This is a genomic window from Nocardioides sp. LML1-1-1.1, from assembly GCF_040676175.1.
Classification (GTDB): Bacteria; Actinomycetota; Actinomycetes; order Propionibacteriales; family Nocardioidaceae; genus Nocardioides.
The window spans coordinates 484,186-499,967 of the sequence record NZ_JBEGHK010000002.1 but is presented as its reverse complement, the minus strand read 5'-3'; the positions used below and the strand labels follow the sequence as shown (position 1 = coordinate 499,967).

Below are 15,782 nucleotides of genomic sequence, written 5' to 3'. Positions count from 1 at the left end.
CCCGAGGCGCGGACCCTCCGGCTCAGTCCGTCGCGGGGAAGGCCACGCCCGTGTTGGCGTGGCAGCGGTAGCCGTGCGGCACCTTGTGCAGGTACTGCTGGTGGTGCGGCTCGGCGTAGTAGTACGCCCCCGCCGGCGCGATCTCCGTGGTGATCGGGTCGAGCCCGCGCCGGGCCAGCTCGTCGCCGTAGATCTTCGTCAGCTCGCGTGCGGTCGTCTCCTGCTCGGGGGAGTGGAAGTAGATCGCGGAGCGGTACTGCGAGCCGATGTCGTTGCCCTGGCGCATGCCCTGGGTGGGGTCGTGGACCTCGAAGAACTGCTTGACGAGGTCGGCGTACGACACCTTGGCGGGGTCGAAGACGATCCGCACCGCCTCGGTGTGGCCGGTGCGCCCGCTGCACACCTCCTCGTACGTCGGGTGCGGGGTCGTGCCGCCGGAGTAGCCCACCGACGTGGACCACACCCCGGGCACCTGCCAGTAGATCTCCTCGGCGCCCCAGAAGCAGCCGAGGCCGAACTCGGCGACCTCGAGGCCGTCGGGGACCTCGTCGGTGACGAGCGGGGTGTGCAGGACCTCGTGCTCCGCGGGGAGCGGGAACGCGGGGGTGGCGCGGCCGGGCAGTGCCTCGGCGGGGTCGACCAGCTCGGTCTTGCGGCGGGAGAACATGCCTCCATTGTCTCCCTGCGAGCAAGTCCCCTCAGCCGGCACCGTGCGTGGCGCACCAGGCGTCGCGCTGCGCGGGCCGGGCGACGAAGAACGTGCGGATCAGCTGGGCCTGCAGGGCGGAGTAGACCTCGATCTCCTTCTCCACGAGGGTGCGCTGGGCGGGCGTCCTGGCGAGGGTCAGTGCCTCCGCGTGCCGCCACACCATCTCCCGCCACCCGCGCATGATCACCCCGGCGACGGTCTCCTCGGCGGTGCCGGCGTCGATGTCGTCGAAGGTGGGGTCGAAGCGGGCCGCCTCCTCGGCGAAGACGGGTGAGTACAGCGTGTCGAGCCGGTTGTTGTAGCGGTTGTGGTCGGCCTTGTGGCTGCCGTCCGGCCCGGTCAGCCCGACGGTCGCGAGGACGTGCGGGAAGTCGCTGTTGATGTGGGCGTTCATCGCGAGCAGGAAGTTCCCCAGCCCGCTCATCGCCCGGTCGTCCTCGGCCTGCAGCGCGATCTGCCACGCCTTCGGCAGTCCGGCGCGCTGCCCGGCAGCCCACTTGCTGGTCGTGTCGAAGTACATCTCCGCGAACACCGCGTCGACCCGGTTCAGCCAGGCCCGGTCCTCGAAGTAGCCGCTGCGGACCGCGTCGCGCACGTTCTCGGTCACCCGCAGGTAGGCCAGCGAGAACACCGCGCTGTGCGAGCAGCTCGCCACCAGCCCGTCGAGCCGGCTCTCCATCCGGGCCACCACGTCGTCGATGCAGGCGTCGGCGCCGCTGACGCACACGTTCCCGGTGTACGGCGTCGCCGGGACCGGCAGCGGAGCGAGCAGCGCCACCAGCGCGTCGACCGGCGGGAGCAGCAGCCCGCGCAGCGGGTCCGGGTCGCCGGGCACCGCGGAGGCAGGTGCGGCGGGCACGGCCAGCGCCGCGGTGGCGGCGGTGGCGACGAGGGTGGCGAGGGTGGCGAGGGCGCGGGTGAGGCGGGTCACACGAGAGAAACGAGCGGGGGCTCGCGTTGTCACGCAGGCGGACCTGTGGAAAGCCCGCAGGGCCGGCCACCTTCGGTGGTCCGGCTGAGTAGGCTCGAACGGTGAGCGACAACCACCTCGACGCAGCAGGGTTCGAGACCCGCGCCATCCACGCCGGCTACCGACCCGACCCCACGACCGGTGCGGTGATCCCGCCCATCTACGCGACCTCGACGTACGCCCAGGACGGCGTCGGCGGGCTGCGCAACGGCTACGAGTACAGCCGTTCGGCCAACCCGACCCGGACCGCGCTGGAGTCGACGCTGGCGGCGTTGGAGGGCGGCGCGCACGGCTTCGCCTTCGCCTCCGGGCTCGCGGCCGAGGACACCCTGATCCGGGCGCTGTGCCGCCCGGGCGACCACGTGGTCCTGCCGAACGACGCCTACGGCGGCACCTTCCGGCTCTTCGACAAGGTCGCGACCAATTGGGGACTGGAGCACAGCCCGGCGCCGGTGACCGACCCAGACGCCGTCCGGGCGGCCATCCAGCCCGGCCGCACCAAGCTGGTGTGGCTGGAGACGCCGACCAACCCGCTGCTCTCGATCGGTGACATCGAGGCGCTGGCCGCGGTGGCGCACGACGCCGGCGCACGCCTCGTCGTCGACAACACCTTCGCCTCCTCCTACCTCCAGCAGCCGTTGGCGCTGGGCGCCGACATCGTCGTTCACTCGACGACCAAGTACGCCGGCGGGCACTCCGACGTCGTCGGTGGCGCGCTCGTGGTCGACGACGCCGAGCTGGCCGAGACGATCACCTTCCACCAGAACTCCATCGGCGGCGTGGCCGGCCCGTTCGACTCCTGGCTGGTGCTGCGCGGCCTCAAGACGCTCGCGCTGCGCATGGAGCGGCACAGCGACAACGCGGAGAGGATCGCGGAGTTCCTCGGCAGCCACCCGGCCGTGAGCCAGGTGATCTACCCCGGTCTCGCCGAGCACCCCGGGCACGCGGTGGCCGCGCGCCAGATGAAGCGGTACGGCGGCATGGTGTCCTTCCGCGTCAAGGGCGGCGAGGAGCAGGCGCTCGCCATCTGCGCGGCGACCGAGGTGTTCACCCTGGGTGAGTCGCTGGGTGGGGTCGAGTCGCTGATCGAGCACCCCGGCCGGATGACCCACGCCAGCGTCGCCGGCACCGACCTGGAGGTCCCCGCGGACCTGGTCCGGCTCAGCGTCGGCATCGAGACCTCCGAGGACCAGCTCGCCGATCTCGACCGCGCCCTGTCCGTCACCGGCTGATCCGGGGGTTAGGGTCGGGCAGGTGAGCAGCGACGGCCCCACCGAGCCCGACCCGACCGAGCCCCTGCGGGCCCAGCCCACGCCGGAGCGGGAGGAGCCCGAGCCCGAGGCGATGCAGGACCCGCCGGCCGGGCCGGACACCGACGAGCGCGAGGAGCGGCTGTTCCGGCGCTTCGCGCACCAGTGGTCGCAGCTGCGCGAGGAGCGGCGGCACGAGGTGGCGCCGGGCTTCGCCACCGGCCCGTCGAACTTCCGCCGCGCCGAGGTGCCCTTCGGGCTCGACCTCGCCGCGGGCTGGGCCTGGCGGCTGCTGCTGATCGCCGCGGCGGGCTACGTGCTGCTGTGGCTGATCGGCTACTTCGCCGTGGTCACCGTGCCGATCGCCGTCGCGCTGCTGATCAGCGCCCTGGCAGCACCGTTCGTCACCTTCCTGACCCGGATCGGCGTGCCACGGGGGATCTCGGCGCTGCTCGTCGTGATCACCGGCTTCGTCGTCGTGGGCGCGCTGCTCACCTTCGCCGGCAACCAGGTCGCCGACGGCGCCCAGGACCTCGCGGACTCCGCGGTCAAGGGCCTGCAGGAGATCCGCAACTGGCTGCGCGACGGGCCGCTGCACGCCAGCGACTCGCAGATCAACCACTACATCGAGCAGGCACAGAAGTTCATCCAGGAGCGCTCCCAGGGCGGTGACGTGCTCACCCAGGTCACCGAGGTCGGCGCGGCCCTCGGCCACGTCGTCGCGGGCTTCTTCATCGCCCTGTTCGCCACCTACTTCTTCCTCGCCGACGGCGGCCGGATCTGGGCCTGGCTGGTCCGGATCGCCCCGCGGGCCGCGCGCGAGCGGGTCGACAGCTCGGGCCGGGTGGCCTGGATCTCGCTGGTCCAGTTCGTCCGGGCCACCGTGCTGGTGGCGCTCGTCGACGCGGCCGGGATCGCGATCGGCGCGGCCGTCCTCGATGTGCCCTTCGTGCTCGCGATCGGCGTGCTGGTCTTCCTCGGCGCCTTCGTGCCGATGATCGGTGCCACCATCGCCGGCAGCGTGGCGATCCTGGTCGCGCTCGTCGACCAGGGGCCGTGGACCGCCGTGCTCATGCTCGCCGTGGTGATCGGCGTGCAGCAGCTGGAGGGCCACATCCTGCAGCCGTTCCTGCTCGGCCGCTGGGTCTCGGTGCACCCGCTCGGCGTGATCCTGGCGATCGCCTGCGGTGTCCTGGTCGCGGGCGTGGCGGGCGCGCTGGTCGCCGTACCGGTCGCGGCGGCGGCGAACGCCGTGGTGCTGCACCTGGCGGAGCTGGCCGAGATGCCCGCGGAAGAGCAAGAGCCGCCGGCCCCCGAGGAGGGGACCGGCGGCTCAGCGGAAGAACCTCAGCCGGTGTAGGGCCGTGCGTCGAGGATGATGACGGTCTGCGACTTGCCGTTGACCTCGTAGGAGACCGTCTCACCCTTGCTGCGGCCGTTGATGGCCTGGCCGAGCGGCGACTGCGGGGAGTAGACGGTGAGTCCCTCGGGCTCGATCTCGCGGGCGCCGAGCAGGAAGCTCTCCGCCTCGTCGTCGTCATCGCCCTCGAACTTGTAGGTGACGACCATGCCCGGCTCGACGACGCCGTCGTCCGGCGGGGTCTCGCCGATCTCGGCGCGGCGGAGCATGTCCTCGAGCTGGAGGATCTTGGCCTCGTTCTTGCCCTGCTCCTCGCGCGCGGCGTGGTAGCCGCCGTTCTCCTTCAGGTCGCCCTCGTCGCGGGCCGCGCTGATCTCGGCCACGATCTCGGCACGGCGCGGGCCCTTGAGCTGGTCCAGCTCCGCCTTGAGCTTGTCGTAGGCGTCCTGGGTCAGCCAGACGGTGTTGCCGCTGGTCTGCTCGGTCTGAGACATGAAAGAAGAACTCCTGTGCTGCTCGTCGCGTACCCGCAGGTACATGAACGGATCAGTTTAGCGGTAGCGCGGCTGTCCGTCGGCTTTGCAGCCGAGCCACTCCACGGTGGTGGCACGGCGGTCGGTGCGCACCTCGATGTCCTGCACCTGGCCCTTGCCCGGGTCGGGGACGTACGTCGTCTCGCCCACCACGGCCTTGTCGTGCGAGATCGCCCGCAGCGAGCACCTCGGGTCCTTCAGGTCCTCGTCCATCTGGATGCGGACCTGGATCGTGGCGGTGTGGTCGTCGATGATCTCGTGCCCGATCTCCTCCGAGGAGATCTCCGGGTTGGAGTGGAAGAGGATCGCCCAGCCCAGCCAGCCCAGGAAGGCGACCACGACGCCCACCGCCAGCGCGAGGCGCCCGACGCGTCGTACGCGTGAGGGGGCGCCGTACCGCGCGGCCAGGGAATCGTCGGTCGTGCTCACCGGTTCATGGTCCCACGATGGCTTTTTCTACGATGGGCGGCATGCCCTCCTCGCACGCGCCCCTGGTCGACCGCTCCGGGCTGCGGTTGATGCACGTCCACGCCCACCCCGACGACGAGTCGAGCAAGGGTGCCGCGTCCACCGCGCGGTACGTCGCCGAGGGCGCCGACGTGCGCGTGGTGACCTGCACCGGCGGTGAGCGGGGCTCGATCCTGAACCCGAAGATGGACCGGCCGGAGATCCTCGAGAACATCACCGAGGTCCGCCGCCAGGAGATGGAGCGGGCCCGCGACATCCTCGGCATCAGCCAGTCCTGGCTGGGCTTCATCGACTCCGGGTGGCCCGACGGCGACCCGAAGCCGCCGCTGCCGGAGGGCTGCTTCGGGCTGGTGCCGCTGGAGGAGGCGACCGAGCGGCTGGTGCGCCTGGTGCGGGAGTTCCGCCCCCACGTCATGACGACGTACGACGAGCGCGGCGGCTACCCCCACCCCGACCACATCCGCTGCCACGAGGTGAGCGTCGCGGCCTTCGAGGCCGCCGGCGACCCCGAGCGCTTCCCCGACGCGGGCGAGCCGTGGCAGCCGCTGAAGCTCTACTACCACCACTCGTTCAACCGGCCCCGGATGGAGGCGCTGCACGAGGCGATGCTCGCGCACGGCCTGGAGTCGCCGTGGGAGGAGCGCCTGCGCGAGTGGAAGCCGGAGCCCGAGTGGGACGCCCGGATCACCACGAAGGTGCCGTGCGCGGACTGGTTCGGCGTACGGGACCAGGCGCTGCTGGCCCACGCGACCCAGATCGACCCCGACGGCTTCTGGTTCGCGGTGCCGCGCGAGATCCAGGAGAACGTCTGGCCGACCGAGGACTACGAGCTGGTGACCAGCCACGTGGAGTCGTCGCTGCCGGAGGACGACCTGTTCGCCGGGGTCACCCCGGACGCCTGAGCGCGCGGCCTGCGACACTGGAGCCATGCACGCCCTCTCCGTCTCCGTCGTCAACGCCCTCGTCCTCGCCGAGGACAAGAAGCCCGAGGACAACGACGTGGTCGCCGGCTGGACGGCGTTCTGGATCTTCATCGGCCTGATCGTCGCGGTCGTGGTGATCGGCTTCGCCCTGACCCGCAGCCTGCGCACCGCGCAGAAGGCCAAGGACGCAGGCGTCTACGGCGACCAGCCCGAGCCCGCCGACAAGCCCGAGTAGCACGATGATCGGGCTCGACCAGCTGCTCGGGTTCGGGCTCGCGGCGGTGGTGCTCATCGTGATCCCCGGGCCGAGCGTGGTGTTCGTGGTGGGCCGCGCGGTCTCCTACGGCCAGCGGGTGGCGCTGGCGAGCGTGCTCGGCAACACCGCGGGGCTGTTCTGCGTGATGGCGCTGGTGTGCGCCGGGCTGGGCGCGGTCGTCGCTGAGTCGCAGCTGGTCTTCACCGTCATCAAGCTGGCCGGCGCGGCGTTCCTCGTCTGGCTGGGCGTCCAGGCGCTGCGCCACCGCGGCGAGCTGCGCCTCGGCGCGGAGGGCGCCGTCCCGGTCGCTGGCCGGCGCGCCTTCCGGCAGGGCTTCGTCGTCGGGGTGAGCAACCCCAAGGGCTTCCTGATCTTCGCGGCCATGCTGCCGCCCTTCGTCGACCGTACGGCGGGCGCGGCCGCCGTACCGGTGCAGATGCTGGAGCTCGGCACGCTCGCCGTCCTGATCGGCCTGGTGTGCGACACCACGTGGGCGCTCGCCGCCGGCCGGGCCCGGGACTGGTTCGTCGCCTCGGAGCGGCGCGGCAGCGTGCTCGGCGCGATCGGCGGCACGTCCATGATCGGCCTCGGCGTCGGCATGGCGCTGACCGGCCACCACGACTGACCCGGTCGAGTGGGGGTTTCCCACCGCCGAGTTGGGGTTTCCCACCGTTGAGTTGGGGTTTCCCACCGCCGACGTGGCGGTCTGCGACGGTGGGAAGTGCCAACTCAAGGGTGGAAAGCCCCAACTCGCGGGTGGGAAGTGCCAAGTCAACGGTGGGAAGTGCCAACTCGCGGGTGGGAAACCCCAAGTCACGCCGAGAGGTAGCCGCCCACCAGCGCGACCATCTCGTCGAGCAGCTGGTCGCGGCTGACCGCGGGAGGCTGGTCGAGCACCCAGCGCAGCGCCAGGTTCTCCACCGCCAGTACGACGACCCACGCCGCCACCGCGGGGGAGGGCCGGCTGCTGGACTCCGGGCGCGCGGCGAGCAGCGTGGTGGCGAGCTCGCGCACCCGCCGCTCCAGCGCGGCCCGGCGGTCCCGGTTGCGGCCGATCGGCAGCTCCTCGGCGACCACGCGCAGCACGACCGGGTCCGCCTCCAGCGCGCCGACCAGGGCGTCGGCGGTGTCGCGGACCATGGCCGGGCCGAGGTCGCCGATCCGGTCGGCGAGCGAGGCGGCGACGTTCTCGGCGACCTCGCTCCAGTAGCGGTCGATGACGACGTCGAGGATCGCGGCCTTGTCGGGGAAGTACTGGTAGAGCGAGCCCGGGCTCACCCCGGCGGCGGCCGCGACCCGGTTGGTGGAGAAGGCGTCGTAGCCGGAGGCGACGAGGACCTCGCGCCCGGCGCCGACGATCCGCTCGACCATGTCGCGGGAGCGGGCCTGCTGGGGAGACTTGCGCATCGGGGCCCCTCGGTGGTTCGCGAGTTGAATGCGAGTGATAACTCGCGTCACGATGATGGCATGACCGCAGACCTCGCCGCCACCCCTGGTACGTCGCCCGCGCCGTCGTACCCTCGCCGCTTCCGGGCCGGCGCCGACCGCAACCGCCGCATGGGCCGCCCGCTCAAGGTCGTGGGCCGGGTCAAGGACCTCGACGAGGCGCTGATGGACCGGATCGGCCGGGCGATGTCCGAGCGCGACGAGCTCGGCGCACGCCTCGCGGACGCGATCCGGTTGCGAGCGGGCACGCCCGGCAAGGTCGAGATGAGCCAGCTGCGCCAGGCGCTCGCCCACGGGATCGCGAGCGTCCCGGACGCCCCGCCCGCGCTCGCGGCGTTCTTCGCCGAGGTCGAGGCCGAGCCCGCGTGGGTCGACCGCGCCCAGGTCGAGGAGGGGGCCCGGGTCTTCCGCCGGCTCGGGCAGAACGCCCAGGACGTGCTGCTCCAGCTCTCGCTCGTCGGTGGCTACCGGTTCGGCGGGCCGACCGACCTGCTCGTCGCGACCGGCGGCCTCACCGGCGGCCAGACCCGGCGCCGGCTCGCGGAGACCCAGAAGTGGGGCGCCGCGCTGACCGACCCCGGCTCGCTGCTCCCGGTCACCGGCGAGGGCTGGCGGCTGACGGTGCACGTGCGCGCGATGCACGCCCTCGTCAACGCCACGTTCGAGGACCGCTGGGACACCGAGCAGTGGGGGCTGCCCATCAACCAGGCCGACCAGGCCTCCACGCTCGGGCTCTTCGACGGGGTGCTGATCATCGGCTCCCGGGCGCTCGGCGTGCCGATCAGCGGCCGGGAGTCGCGCGCCCTCATGCACCTGTGGCGCTACGTCGGCTGGCTGATGGGCGTCCACGAGGACTTCCTCGTCGACGACGAGTGGGAGCGGCACCGCATCGACTACCACGTGCTGCTCGCGCAGGGCCCGCTCACCGAGGCCGGCCCACAGCTCGCACAGGCGGTCGTCGCGGCCCAGGCGGAGCGCCACTACCCGGGCTGGCCGCGCCCGCTCCAGGGCCTTCGCGCCCGCTACGAGCGCGAGCGCCTGCTCTCGATGCTCACCGTCTTCCTCGGCCCCGAGAGCATGCGCGAGCTCGGCCTGCCGATGCGCCCGCCGTGGGCGCACGCCTACCTGGTCGCGCTGAACACCTGGCGCTACCGCGTCCTGCGTCGCCTGCCCGGCGGCGCGGAGCGGCTCGAGCGCTGGGGCACCCGGCGGGCGCAGTGGCTGCTGGACAGCTACTTCCAGGGTGAGCGGGAGGACGTCGGCGCGCTCACGCCCTGACGCCGAGCCGCTGCAGGCTCGTGGGCAGGGTCGCCGACTCGTCGAGGTCGCCACGCCAGACCAGCTCGCCGCACGAGCTCTGCTCCAGCACGACCAGGTCGCCCTGGTCGGTGACCGCTCCCAGGTAGAGCGGGCTGGTCGTGCACCCGTCGCCGTCGTCGAGCGCACCGGGCCGCTGCCAGGCCTCGTCGAGCGCGGCCACCTGGTCGTCGTCGAGCGCGGTGCCGGCGCCGTTCGGCCCGCACTTCACGGCGGCCACGAGGTGTCCGCGACCCGGCTGCGCGGGGGTGGGCACCTTCAGCGAGGTCTCGCAGACCGGCTGCCGCCGTCGCGGGGGCGAGCTGGGCCGCGCCTCACGCTGGGCCCGCAGCGCGAGCAGGTAGCGGTCGACGATCGCTCCGGGATCGACCTCCCGCCCGGCCACCCGGACGGGGAGGCACGAGCGCATCGGCACCACCTCGGTGCGACCGTCGGCGTGCTCGACCTGGAGGGCCTGGCGCTCGTCCACCGGCGAGTCCGGCCCGCAGCGCACGACGTACCGGTCGAGGCGGGCGAGCCGGTCGCCGAGGTCGTCGATCCCGGTCACCAGCGCGTCCATCCCGGACAGCACCGCGCGAGCCGTCCCCTGGTCGTCGATCATCGACAGGTCCGGGCACAGGCGCACGCTGGCCACGTCGCCGAGGTCGAGCGTCGGGGTGGCCGTGCCGGGCGGGGGCAGGGTGACGGGGCACGTCGGCGCGCCGTACGGGTCGGGGGCGGAGTCGTCGGCGACGTGGTCGGACCGGTCGCGGCCCACCGTCGTGGCGAGGGCGCCGCCGGCCACCAGCACCAGGGCCACGACCGCCCCGGTCAGCGCCCGGCCCCGTCGGCGGGCCCGCCGGGCGGCGGCCACGACGGCGCGCGGGTCGAGGCTGGGGGCGTCGTCGGGGACGGCCTCCCGGAGCAGGTCGTGCAGTCGTTCACTCATCGCTCGCCTCCAGGAGTCCCGAGGTGCGGAGCGCGCGCAGGGCGCGCGCGGACTGGCTCTTCACGGTGCCGACGCTGATCCCGAGGGTCGCGGCGGTCTGGGTCTCGGTGAGGTCGTCGAAGTAGCGCAGCACCACGACGGCCCGCTGCCCGCGGGGGAGCGTGGCGAGCGCGGCCAGCACGTCGCGTCGTACGCCGAGGTCGGGTGGGTCGACCACCCCGTCGGGCATCCGCTCGGTGGGCACCTCGCCGTTCCACCGCCGCCGCCGCCAGTCGGTGTACGTCGTCACCATGGTCCGGCGCACGTAGGCCTCGATGGCGCCGGGGTCCTCGATCCGGTGCCAGCGCCGCCAGCACTTCATCAAGGCGGTCTGGACCAGGTCCTCGGCGCGGTGCCGGTCGCCGGTCAGCAGCCAGGCGCTGCGCCACAGCGCGGGGCTGCGCGCGGCGACGTACTCCTCGAAGGGTGGGACGCCGGCCGTCCCCTCCGCACTCCCGAGCACGGCCCCAGCCTCGTGCATGCACGCACCTCCCGGAGGGAGGACGTGGTGGTGGCGTCGGATGGTTGTCGGTCAGCCGGTGATTTCCTGTGCGGAGTCCTCGGCGACCGGTCGACCGGTGTCGCGCACCAGGTAGACCCACGGGAAGGCGCGGCAGCCGACCTGCCAGCCCTCGCGGGCGTACCGGGTCGAGGAGCCGCTCCACACGACCCGCTTGTGCTCCCACTGGGTGGCGGTGCGGACCATCCGGTGGCGCAGCAGGCCGGCTCCGACGGTGTGCCAGCCGAGCCGGCCGGCGAGGGCCAGCTCGTCCATCTCGTCGAAGGCCGTGACCGGGCCGAGCCAGCGCTCCTCGGCGCCGGCCGGCTCGGGGGCCTCGTCCTTGCCGAACCGCTGCTGCGCGGCCTGTCGGGTCAGGCCGAGCACGTCGCCGATCGCCTGCCAGCTGTGCCCCCCGGAGCGGGCCGAGGCGACGGAGCGGTGCAGGAGCGCGCCCGCGGCCCGGTCGGCGTCGGCGGCGCGGCGGACCAGGGCGAGCGCGTCGTCGGGGTCGGCGCCGGCGAGGATCGCGCGGCCGATCGCCTCGTCGAGGTCGCTCACCGCTTGTCCTCGTCGCGGCTCGGCAGCCACAGGTCGCCGTCGTGGCGGGCGCCCTTCCTGGCCTGCGCGGCGACCACGGCCACGCCGATCAGGAGCAGGGCCACACCGACGCCCTGGACGACGATCCGGGCGGCTCCGTCGAGGGCCGCGCTGACGGCCATGGTCAGGCAGACGCCGACGGCGAGGACGATCGCGCTCTTCTGGGCTTCCATGTGTCAATCCTGTGTTGACACCTCCGAGATGTCAAGGTCGGGTTGACGCGTCGCGGTTGTCGGCGGGCTGTGCGAGATTCCTCCCGTGGCCCGTCCGACCCGACCCGACGTCCCGGGTGAGCACGTCGCGCGCCTCCGTGCGCTCTTCGCCCGCCTCCCGGAGTGCCGCGAGGAGGACGCCTGGGTCGGGGTGCGGTGGCGGGTCGCCGGGACGACCGCCACCGTCGCGCACGTCTTCGGCGGGGAGGACCAGCTGTTCCGGATCGTGTTCCGCGCCGAGCCGGACGAGGTGATGGCCTTCCAGCACCTCGGCCCGCCGTACTTCCGCGCCGAGTGGGGCGGCAACGTCGTCGGGATGATCATCGACGAGGACACCGACTGGGACGAGCTGGGCGAGCTGCTCACCGACTCGTTCTGCCTGCAGGCCCCGCAGCGGCTGGTCGACCTCGTCGACCGGCCCGGCGGCTGAGCGCCGCTAGGTTGGTCGGCGTGACCGACGAGGAGATCGCCGTCCGGACCATCCGCCACGACCGGGTGCTGATCATCGGGCTGGACCGGCCCGCCAAGCGCAACGCGATCAACGCCGCCGTCACCCGGGGCCTCGACGAGGCGCTCAACCTGCTCGAGGACGACGACTCCCTGTGGTGCGGCGTGCTGGCCGGCGGGCCCGAGGTGTTCTGCGCCGGGGCCGACCTGGCCGAGGGGCCCGGGCAGCCGACCGAGCGGGGCGGCATCGCCGGGATCATGTCGCGGGTGCGGCCCAAGCCGCTCGTCGCGGCGGTCGAGGGCCTCGCGCTCGGCGGCGGCTTCGAGCTGGTGCTGGCCTGCGACCTGGTCGTCGCCTCGCGGGCCGCGTGCTTCGGCTTCCCGGAGGTGAAGCGGGGGCTGCTGCCGGACTTCGGCGGCGTCTTCCGGGCGCCCCGCGTGCTGCCCGCGAACGTCGCCCGCGAGATGCTGCTGACCGGCGACCCGATCGACGCCGAGCGCGCCGAGCGGCTCGGCCTGGTCAACCGGCTCGTCGAGCCCGGCGCCGCGCTCGACGTCGCCCTCGGCGTGGCGTCGCGGATCTGCGCGAACGCCCCGCTTGCCGTCCGCGAGTCCCTGGCCCTGGCCCAGCGCGAGATCAACGGCGACGAGAGCGCGGACTGGGCCGCCAGCCACGCCGCCCTCGACCGGCTGCTCGTCACCGAGGACCTCGCCGAGGGCGTGCAGGCGTTCTTCGACCGGCGCGACCCGGTCTGGCGCGGACGCTAGCCGCGCAGGCCGCGGCCGAGCCGCTGCACGACCTCGGTCGCCTCGCGCACCATCCCCGCGAACAGGTGGGTCACGTGCCAGTGCCCCTCCAGCCGCTCGTAGGCCACCTCGACGCCCGCCGCCCGGGCGGCGGCCACGAAGCGCTCCACGTCGGTGCGGAACATCTCCTCGCTCGCGGCCTGGACCACCAGCCGGGGCAGGCCGGCCAGGTCGGCGCGCAGCGGGGAGACCTCGGGGTTGGCGACGTCCCCGCCGGCGTACGACGACGCGCCGAGCTCGAGCCAGCCGCGGCTGAGCAGCGGGTCGTCCACCGTCTCGTCCAGCCCGTCGAGACCCAGGTCGACCCATGGCGAGACCAGCCCGATCGCGCTCGACTGGGCGAGGCCCTCGGCGCGCAGCCGGAGGGCGAGCGCCAGGGCGAGCCCGCCACCCGCCGAGTCGCCGGCGACGACGACGTCCACGCCGGTCGCGAGCAGCGCCCGGTACGCCGCGAGCGCGTCCTCGACCGCCGCGGGATAGGGGTGCTCGGGCGCGAGGCGGTAGTCGAGCACGTAGCCGACCGTGCCGGCCGCGTGGCCCAGGTGCGCGGCGGCCGCGCGGTGGGTGCGCGGGGAGCCGACGAGGTAGGCGCCGCCGTGCAGGTAGAGCAGTGCCCGTCCCGGGTTGCTCGCCGCGGTGACGACCCGCTCGGCCGGGACGCCGCCGAGGTCGACGACGTCGACCCGGGTGCCCTTCGGCAGGATCGGGAAGCGCATCAGGGCGTCGATGGCCTGGCGCTGGCGCTGCGGGCTGAGCCGGGTGCCGAGCACAGGCTTCACCACGCGGCGGACGAGGAGGCGGGCGAGGGGGAGCGGGACCTGCACGAGCGCCATCCAACCAGTCCGCGCAGCCGCTACAGTCGGCGCTCGCTCTGAGAGAGGATGTCGATGGTGCTCTACCTGTCGCTGGCGGGCGCGTCGTCCGCCGACAAGGGACCGTGGTGGTTCGCCGGTGCGGTGGGGCTGGCAGGCATCCTGCTCGGCTTGCTCATCAAGACCGTGGTCGAGGTGTTCCGTCAGCGCAGCCGGGACCGTCGCGACGATCGGCTCCGTTTCATCCAGGACAAGCGCGTGGCGTACGCCGACTTCCTGGCTGCCTGCACCGAGGTTGCGGACATCGAGCACGAGAACCGGCTCCTTGCGGCCCGCAGGCGGCGCTTGGACGACGCCGACTCGTGGGACGACGAGGATGTGCGGGAGTACAACGCCGACCGAGAGCGGATCCGGGGGCGGCAGGACGAGGGCTACGTGGCGGTGACCCGGGCCCACTCGGTCCTCGAGCTGATCGCACCACGGGACGTCGTCGCCGCGGCGGACCTGGTGCAGTCCCGGTGCCATCACCCGCATCTCTTCCCGAGCCGAGTTGCTGCCGAGCGGGCATACATCGCCGCCGTACGCAGCGAGCTGGGCTACCCGTCGACGAACGACCTCCCGTACACCACGGCCGAGCCGTACATCGACTACGACAGTGCTGACAGTGGCATCGAGCCCACGGAGTGGACGACAGCTCCGCACTGAGTGAAAGTCGCGGGGTCAGGTCGCGCAGGTGATGCAGTGCCGGGCCACCGGTCGCGCCTCGAGGCGGCCCTCCGCGATCGGCTGGCCGCACCGCTCGCAGGTGCCGTAGGTGCCGGCGTCCAGGCGGCGCTCGGCCGCGTCGACCTCCTCCAGGTGGTGCCGCGCCTGGCGCACCAGGGCACCGACCTGGGAGCGCTCGAAGGCGATCGTTGCGCCCTCCGGGTCGTGCTCGTCGTCGGCGTTGGTGTCGCGCGAGGCGGCGACGACCGCGCCGTAGTCGTCGGTGAGGTCCGCCAGGCGGCGCAGCGTCTGCGCGCGCTCGGCGTCCAAGCGGCGTCGTACGGCGTCCATGGGGACATGCTCGCGCCGTCCACCGACATCGGATCGGCGAAGTCCTGGCCGGATGGTTAGAACACGTTCTACTCTCGGCGCATGGACCTTGTCGCGATCGAGGAGATCAAGCGCCTCAAGCACCGCTACTTCCGCACCCTCGACCTCAAGCTCTGGGACGAGTTCGCCGACTGCCTGGCCGAGGACGTCACCGCCCGCTACGGCACCCAGGCGATGAGCGAGCCGCTGCACTACGACAACCGTGCCGACGTGGTCGCCTTCATGGCCGAGAACCTCGGTGGCGGGATCATCACCATCCACATCGCCAACCACCCCGAGATCGACGTGGACGGCGACACCGCCACCGGGTCCTGGGCGTTCGAGGACACGGTGGTGGTGCCGGACTTCAAGGTGCAGATCCGCGGCGGCGGCTACTACCGCGACACCTACCGCCGCGACCCGGACGGGAAGTGGCGGATCGCCTCGACCCAGTACGAGCGGATCTACGAGGCGATGACCTCGCTCGAGGACACGCCCAGCTTCCAGCTCATCGCCAACCGCTGGGACCCCTCCTCGAAGCACTGAGCCGCGTCAGGCGGCGCAGCCAGCTCGGTGCGTCGCGATCGTCGTGTCCCGCGCACCACTGACCGGGTGGTACGGCGGCCCGGACCTGTGCCACGTGGGCCCCGCAGCCGGCCCAGGTGGTCCGCCCGCAGGTGCGGCACCGCACTGCTCGGCACATCGGCCGGCTCCTCAGGCCGGCGCCGTGGTGGCGTCGGCGAACTCGCAGAAGGCGTCGTAGGCGCGGGGGCCGTGGATCGTGGCCGGCCCGCCCTTCATCAAGAAGGTGACGCCGATGGCCTCCGCGGCCTCCTGGCGCGAGGCGCCCGCCCGGACCGCGGCCTGGGCGTGCGAGGCGATGCAGCCGTCGCAGCCCTCGACGACGCCGATCGCCAGCGCGATCAGCTCCTTGGTCTTCACGTCGAGCTCGCCGGCCGTGAAGGCGGCCTTGTGCAGCTCGCCGAAGCCCTTGTAGACGTCCGGGATGCTGCGCCGCAGCTCGCGGTGCAGCGGGGAGAGCTCGTCGAGGACGCTCTTGCCGTGCCCTGGTGCCGGGCTGGTGCCGGCGGTGTTCTCGGTGGTGGTGCTCATGGTGTCTCCTTCGGTGCGG

General features: G+C 72.9%; 22 protein-coding genes. 10 read left to right on the top strand and 12 right to left on the bottom strand.

Annotated features, from left to right (window positions below; all coding sequences use genetic code 11):
• Positions 1 to 22: 22 nt before the first annotated feature.
• Both msrA and MRBLML1_RS09095 read right to left on the bottom strand, forming a co-directional pair.
• Entirely contained in the window at positions 23 to 667 is a 645-nt protein-coding gene (gene msrA, locus MRBLML1_RS09100; RefSeq protein ID WP_364514560.1) for a peptide-methionine (S)-S-oxide reductase MsrA, read from the bottom strand.
• Positions 668 to 698: 31 nt separating this feature from the next.
• Positions 699 to 1,640: a DUF5995 family protein gene (locus MRBLML1_RS09095; protein ID WP_364514557.1), complete on the bottom strand. Its 942-nt coding sequence runs from the start codon at positions 1,638 to 1,640 to the stop codon at positions 699 to 701.
• A gap of 101 nt (positions 1,641 to 1,741) precedes the next feature.
• On the opposite strand from MRBLML1_RS09095, the gene MRBLML1_RS09090 reads away from it, so the two are divergent.
• Together MRBLML1_RS09090 and MRBLML1_RS09085 are read left to right on the top strand one after the other, a co-directional pair.
• Entirely contained in the window at positions 1,742 to 2,911 is a 1,170-nt protein-coding gene (locus MRBLML1_RS09090; protein WP_364514554.1) for a cystathionine gamma-synthase, read from the top strand.
• Between the two features lie 22 nt (positions 2,912 to 2,933).
• Positions 2,934 to 4,289, top strand: a complete 1,356-nt coding sequence (locus MRBLML1_RS09085; RefSeq protein ID WP_364514551.1) for an AI-2E family transporter — start codon at positions 2,934 to 2,936, stop codon at positions 4,287 to 4,289.
• Here the strand turns inward: MRBLML1_RS09085 and greA are convergent.
• Positions 4,277 to 4,783 carry a transcription elongation factor GreA gene (gene greA / locus MRBLML1_RS09080; RefSeq protein ID WP_364514548.1) on the bottom strand — a complete coding sequence of 169 codons (507 nt, stop codon included), beginning with the start codon at positions 4,781 to 4,783 and terminating at the stop codon, positions 4,277 to 4,279. The two genes, MRBLML1_RS09085 and greA, sit on opposite strands and share 13 nt — an antisense overlap.
• Before the next feature lie 57 nt (positions 4,784 to 4,840).
• Entirely contained in the window at positions 4,841 to 5,251 is a 411-nt protein-coding gene (locus MRBLML1_RS09075; RefSeq protein ID WP_364514545.1) for a DUF4307 domain-containing protein, read from the bottom strand.
• A gap of 41 nt (positions 5,252 to 5,292) precedes the next feature.
• Here MRBLML1_RS09075 and mca point away from each other — a divergent pair, with 41 nt between their 5' ends.
• From mca to MRBLML1_RS09060, 3 genes are read left to right on the top strand one after another with little or no spacing between them, the layout of a single operon-like run.
• Complete coding sequence (gene mca / locus MRBLML1_RS09070; protein ID WP_364514542.1) at positions 5,293 to 6,192, top strand: mycothiol conjugate amidase Mca; 900 nt, start codon at positions 5,293 to 5,295, stop codon at positions 6,190 to 6,192.
• A 25-nt stretch (positions 6,193 to 6,217) separates the two neighbouring features.
• Positions 6,218 to 6,448 (top strand): hypothetical protein, encoded by a 231-nt coding sequence (locus MRBLML1_RS09065; protein ID WP_364514539.1) that lies wholly within the window; start codon positions 6,218 to 6,220, stop codon positions 6,446 to 6,448.
• A gap of 4 nt (positions 6,449 to 6,452) precedes the next feature.
• Positions 6,453 to 7,094 (top strand): LysE family translocator, encoded by a 642-nt coding sequence (locus tag MRBLML1_RS09060; RefSeq protein ID WP_364514536.1) that lies wholly within the window; start codon positions 6,453 to 6,455, stop codon positions 7,092 to 7,094.
• A gap of 188 nt (positions 7,095 to 7,282) precedes the next feature.
• Here the strand turns inward: MRBLML1_RS09060 and MRBLML1_RS09055 are convergent, their stop codons facing one another.
• On the bottom strand, positions 7,283 to 7,876 hold the full coding sequence (locus MRBLML1_RS09055; protein ID WP_364514533.1) for a TetR/AcrR family transcriptional regulator: 594 nt from the start codon (positions 7,874 to 7,876) through the stop codon (positions 7,283 to 7,285).
• A gap of 60 nt (positions 7,877 to 7,936) precedes the next feature.
• Here MRBLML1_RS09055 and MRBLML1_RS09050 point away from each other — a divergent pair, with 60 nt between their 5' ends.
• On the top strand, positions 7,937 to 9,193 hold the full coding sequence (locus MRBLML1_RS09050) for an oxygenase MpaB family protein (protein WP_364514530.1): 1,257 nt from the start codon (positions 7,937 to 7,939) through the stop codon (positions 9,191 to 9,193).
• Here the strand turns inward: MRBLML1_RS09050 and MRBLML1_RS09045 are convergent.
• From MRBLML1_RS09045 to MRBLML1_RS09030, 4 genes are read right to left on the bottom strand one after another with little or no spacing between them, the layout of a single operon-like run.
• On the bottom strand, positions 9,183 to 10,160 hold the full coding sequence (locus tag MRBLML1_RS09045; protein WP_364514527.1) for a hypothetical protein: 978 nt from the start codon (positions 10,158 to 10,160) through the stop codon (positions 9,183 to 9,185). The two genes, MRBLML1_RS09050 and MRBLML1_RS09045, sit on opposite strands and share 11 nt — an antisense overlap.
• Positions 10,153 to 10,680, bottom strand: a complete 528-nt coding sequence (locus tag MRBLML1_RS09040) for a SigE family RNA polymerase sigma factor (RefSeq protein WP_364514524.1) — start codon at positions 10,678 to 10,680, stop codon at positions 10,153 to 10,155. Before MRBLML1_RS09040 ends, MRBLML1_RS09045 begins: the two co-directional genes overlap by 8 nt.
• A gap of 51 nt (positions 10,681 to 10,731) precedes the next feature.
• Positions 10,732 to 11,259, bottom strand: coding sequence for a hypothetical protein (locus MRBLML1_RS09035; protein WP_364514521.1), 528 nt, complete (start codon positions 11,257 to 11,259; stop codon positions 10,732 to 10,734).
• A complete protein-coding gene (locus MRBLML1_RS09030) occupies positions 11,256 to 11,471 on the bottom strand; it encodes a hypothetical protein (protein WP_364514518.1) in 216 nt (71 codons plus the stop codon). The genes MRBLML1_RS09035 and MRBLML1_RS09030 overlap by 4 nt, the downstream gene beginning before the upstream one ends.
• An 85-nt stretch (positions 11,472 to 11,556) precedes the next feature.
• Between MRBLML1_RS09030 and MRBLML1_RS09025 the strand changes: the two genes are divergently transcribed.
• Positions 11,557 to 11,940: an MmcQ/YjbR family DNA-binding protein gene (locus tag MRBLML1_RS09025; RefSeq protein ID WP_364514515.1), complete on the top strand. Its 384-nt coding sequence runs from the start codon at positions 11,557 to 11,559 to the stop codon at positions 11,938 to 11,940.
• A gap of 20 nt (positions 11,941 to 11,960) precedes the next feature.
• Positions 11,961 to 12,725, top strand: coding sequence for an enoyl-CoA hydratase-related protein (locus tag MRBLML1_RS09020; RefSeq protein WP_364514512.1), 765 nt, complete (start codon positions 11,961 to 11,963; stop codon positions 12,723 to 12,725).
• Here MRBLML1_RS09020 and MRBLML1_RS09015 read toward each other — a convergent pair.
• Positions 12,722 to 13,597, bottom strand: a complete 876-nt coding sequence (locus MRBLML1_RS09015) for an alpha/beta hydrolase fold domain-containing protein (RefSeq protein WP_364514509.1) — start codon at positions 13,595 to 13,597, stop codon at positions 12,722 to 12,724. The two genes, MRBLML1_RS09020 and MRBLML1_RS09015, sit on opposite strands and share 4 nt — an antisense overlap.
• A gap of 54 nt (positions 13,598 to 13,651) precedes the next feature.
• On the opposite strand from MRBLML1_RS09015, the gene MRBLML1_RS09010 reads away from it, so the two are divergent.
• Positions 13,652 to 14,281: a hypothetical protein gene (locus MRBLML1_RS09010; protein WP_364514507.1), complete on the top strand. Its 630-nt coding sequence runs from the start codon at positions 13,652 to 13,654 to the stop codon at positions 14,279 to 14,281.
• A gap of 15 nt (positions 14,282 to 14,296) precedes the next feature.
• Here the strand turns inward: MRBLML1_RS09010 and MRBLML1_RS09005 are convergent, their stop codons facing one another.
• Positions 14,297 to 14,632: a TraR/DksA family transcriptional regulator gene (locus MRBLML1_RS09005; protein WP_364514504.1), complete on the bottom strand. Its 336-nt coding sequence runs from the start codon at positions 14,630 to 14,632 to the stop codon at positions 14,297 to 14,299.
• An 81-nt stretch (positions 14,633 to 14,713) separates the two neighbouring features.
• Between MRBLML1_RS09005 and MRBLML1_RS09000 the strand changes: the two genes are divergently transcribed.
• A complete protein-coding gene (locus MRBLML1_RS09000) occupies positions 14,714 to 15,196 on the top strand; it encodes a nuclear transport factor 2 family protein (RefSeq protein ID WP_364514501.1) in 483 nt (160 codons plus the stop codon).
• Between the two features lie 168 nt (positions 15,197 to 15,364).
• On the opposite strand, the gene MRBLML1_RS08990 is transcribed toward MRBLML1_RS09000, so the two are convergent.
• Positions 15,365 to 15,763 carry a carboxymuconolactone decarboxylase family protein gene (locus MRBLML1_RS08990; protein WP_364514495.1) on the bottom strand — a complete coding sequence of 133 codons (399 nt, stop codon included), beginning with the start codon at positions 15,761 to 15,763 and terminating at the stop codon, positions 15,365 to 15,367.
• Positions 15,764 to 15,782: the final 19 nt, after the last annotated feature.

Bases quoted from the DNA above. Each gene is read 5' to 3' on its own strand.
- mca (WP_364514542.1), top strand. From the start codon at position 5,293: ATGCCCTCCTCGCACGCGCCCCTGGTCGACCGCTCCGGGCTGCGGTTG.
- MRBLML1_RS09040 (WP_364514524.1), bottom strand. From the start codon at position 10,680: ATGCACGAGGCTGGGGCCGTGCTCGGGAGTGCGGAGGGGACGGCCGGC.
- MRBLML1_RS09065 (WP_364514539.1), top strand. From the start codon at position 6,218: ATGCACGCCCTCTCCGTCTCCGTCGTCAACGCCCTCGTCCTCGCCGAG.
- MRBLML1_RS09000 (WP_364514501.1), top strand. From the start codon at position 14,714: ATGGACCTTGTCGCGATCGAGGAGATCAAGCGCCTCAAGCACCGCTAC.
- MRBLML1_RS09045 (WP_364514527.1), bottom strand. From the start codon at position 10,160: ATGAGTGAACGACTGCACGACCTGCTCCGGGAGGCCGTCCCCGACGAC.
- msrA (WP_364514560.1), bottom strand. From the start codon at position 667: ATGTTCTCCCGCCGCAAGACCGAGCTGGTCGACCCCGCCGAGGCACTG.
- MRBLML1_RS09015 (WP_364514509.1), bottom strand. From the start codon at position 13,597: ATGGCGCTCGTGCAGGTCCCGCTCCCCCTCGCCCGCCTCCTCGTCCGC.
- MRBLML1_RS08990 (WP_364514495.1), bottom strand. From the start codon at position 15,763: ATGAGCACCACCACCGAGAACACCGCCGGCACCAGCCCGGCACCAGGG.
- MRBLML1_RS09050 (WP_364514530.1), top strand. From the start codon at position 7,937: ATGACCGCAGACCTCGCCGCCACCCCTGGTACGTCGCCCGCGCCGTCG.
- MRBLML1_RS09010 (WP_364514507.1), top strand. From the start codon at position 13,652: ATGGTGCTCTACCTGTCGCTGGCGGGCGCGTCGTCCGCCGACAAGGGA.
- MRBLML1_RS09005 (WP_364514504.1), bottom strand. From the start codon at position 14,632: ATGGACGCCGTACGACGCCGCTTGGACGCCGAGCGCGCGCAGACGCTG.
- MRBLML1_RS09030 (WP_364514518.1), bottom strand. From the start codon at position 11,471: ATGGAAGCCCAGAAGAGCGCGATCGTCCTCGCCGTCGGCGTCTGCCTG.
- greA (WP_364514548.1), bottom strand. From the start codon at position 4,783: ATGTCTCAGACCGAGCAGACCAGCGGCAACACCGTCTGGCTGACCCAG.
- MRBLML1_RS09060 (WP_364514536.1), top strand. From the start codon at position 6,453: ATGATCGGGCTCGACCAGCTGCTCGGGTTCGGGCTCGCGGCGGTGGTG.
- MRBLML1_RS09055 (WP_364514533.1), bottom strand. From the start codon at position 7,876: ATGCGCAAGTCTCCCCAGCAGGCCCGCTCCCGCGACATGGTCGAGCGG.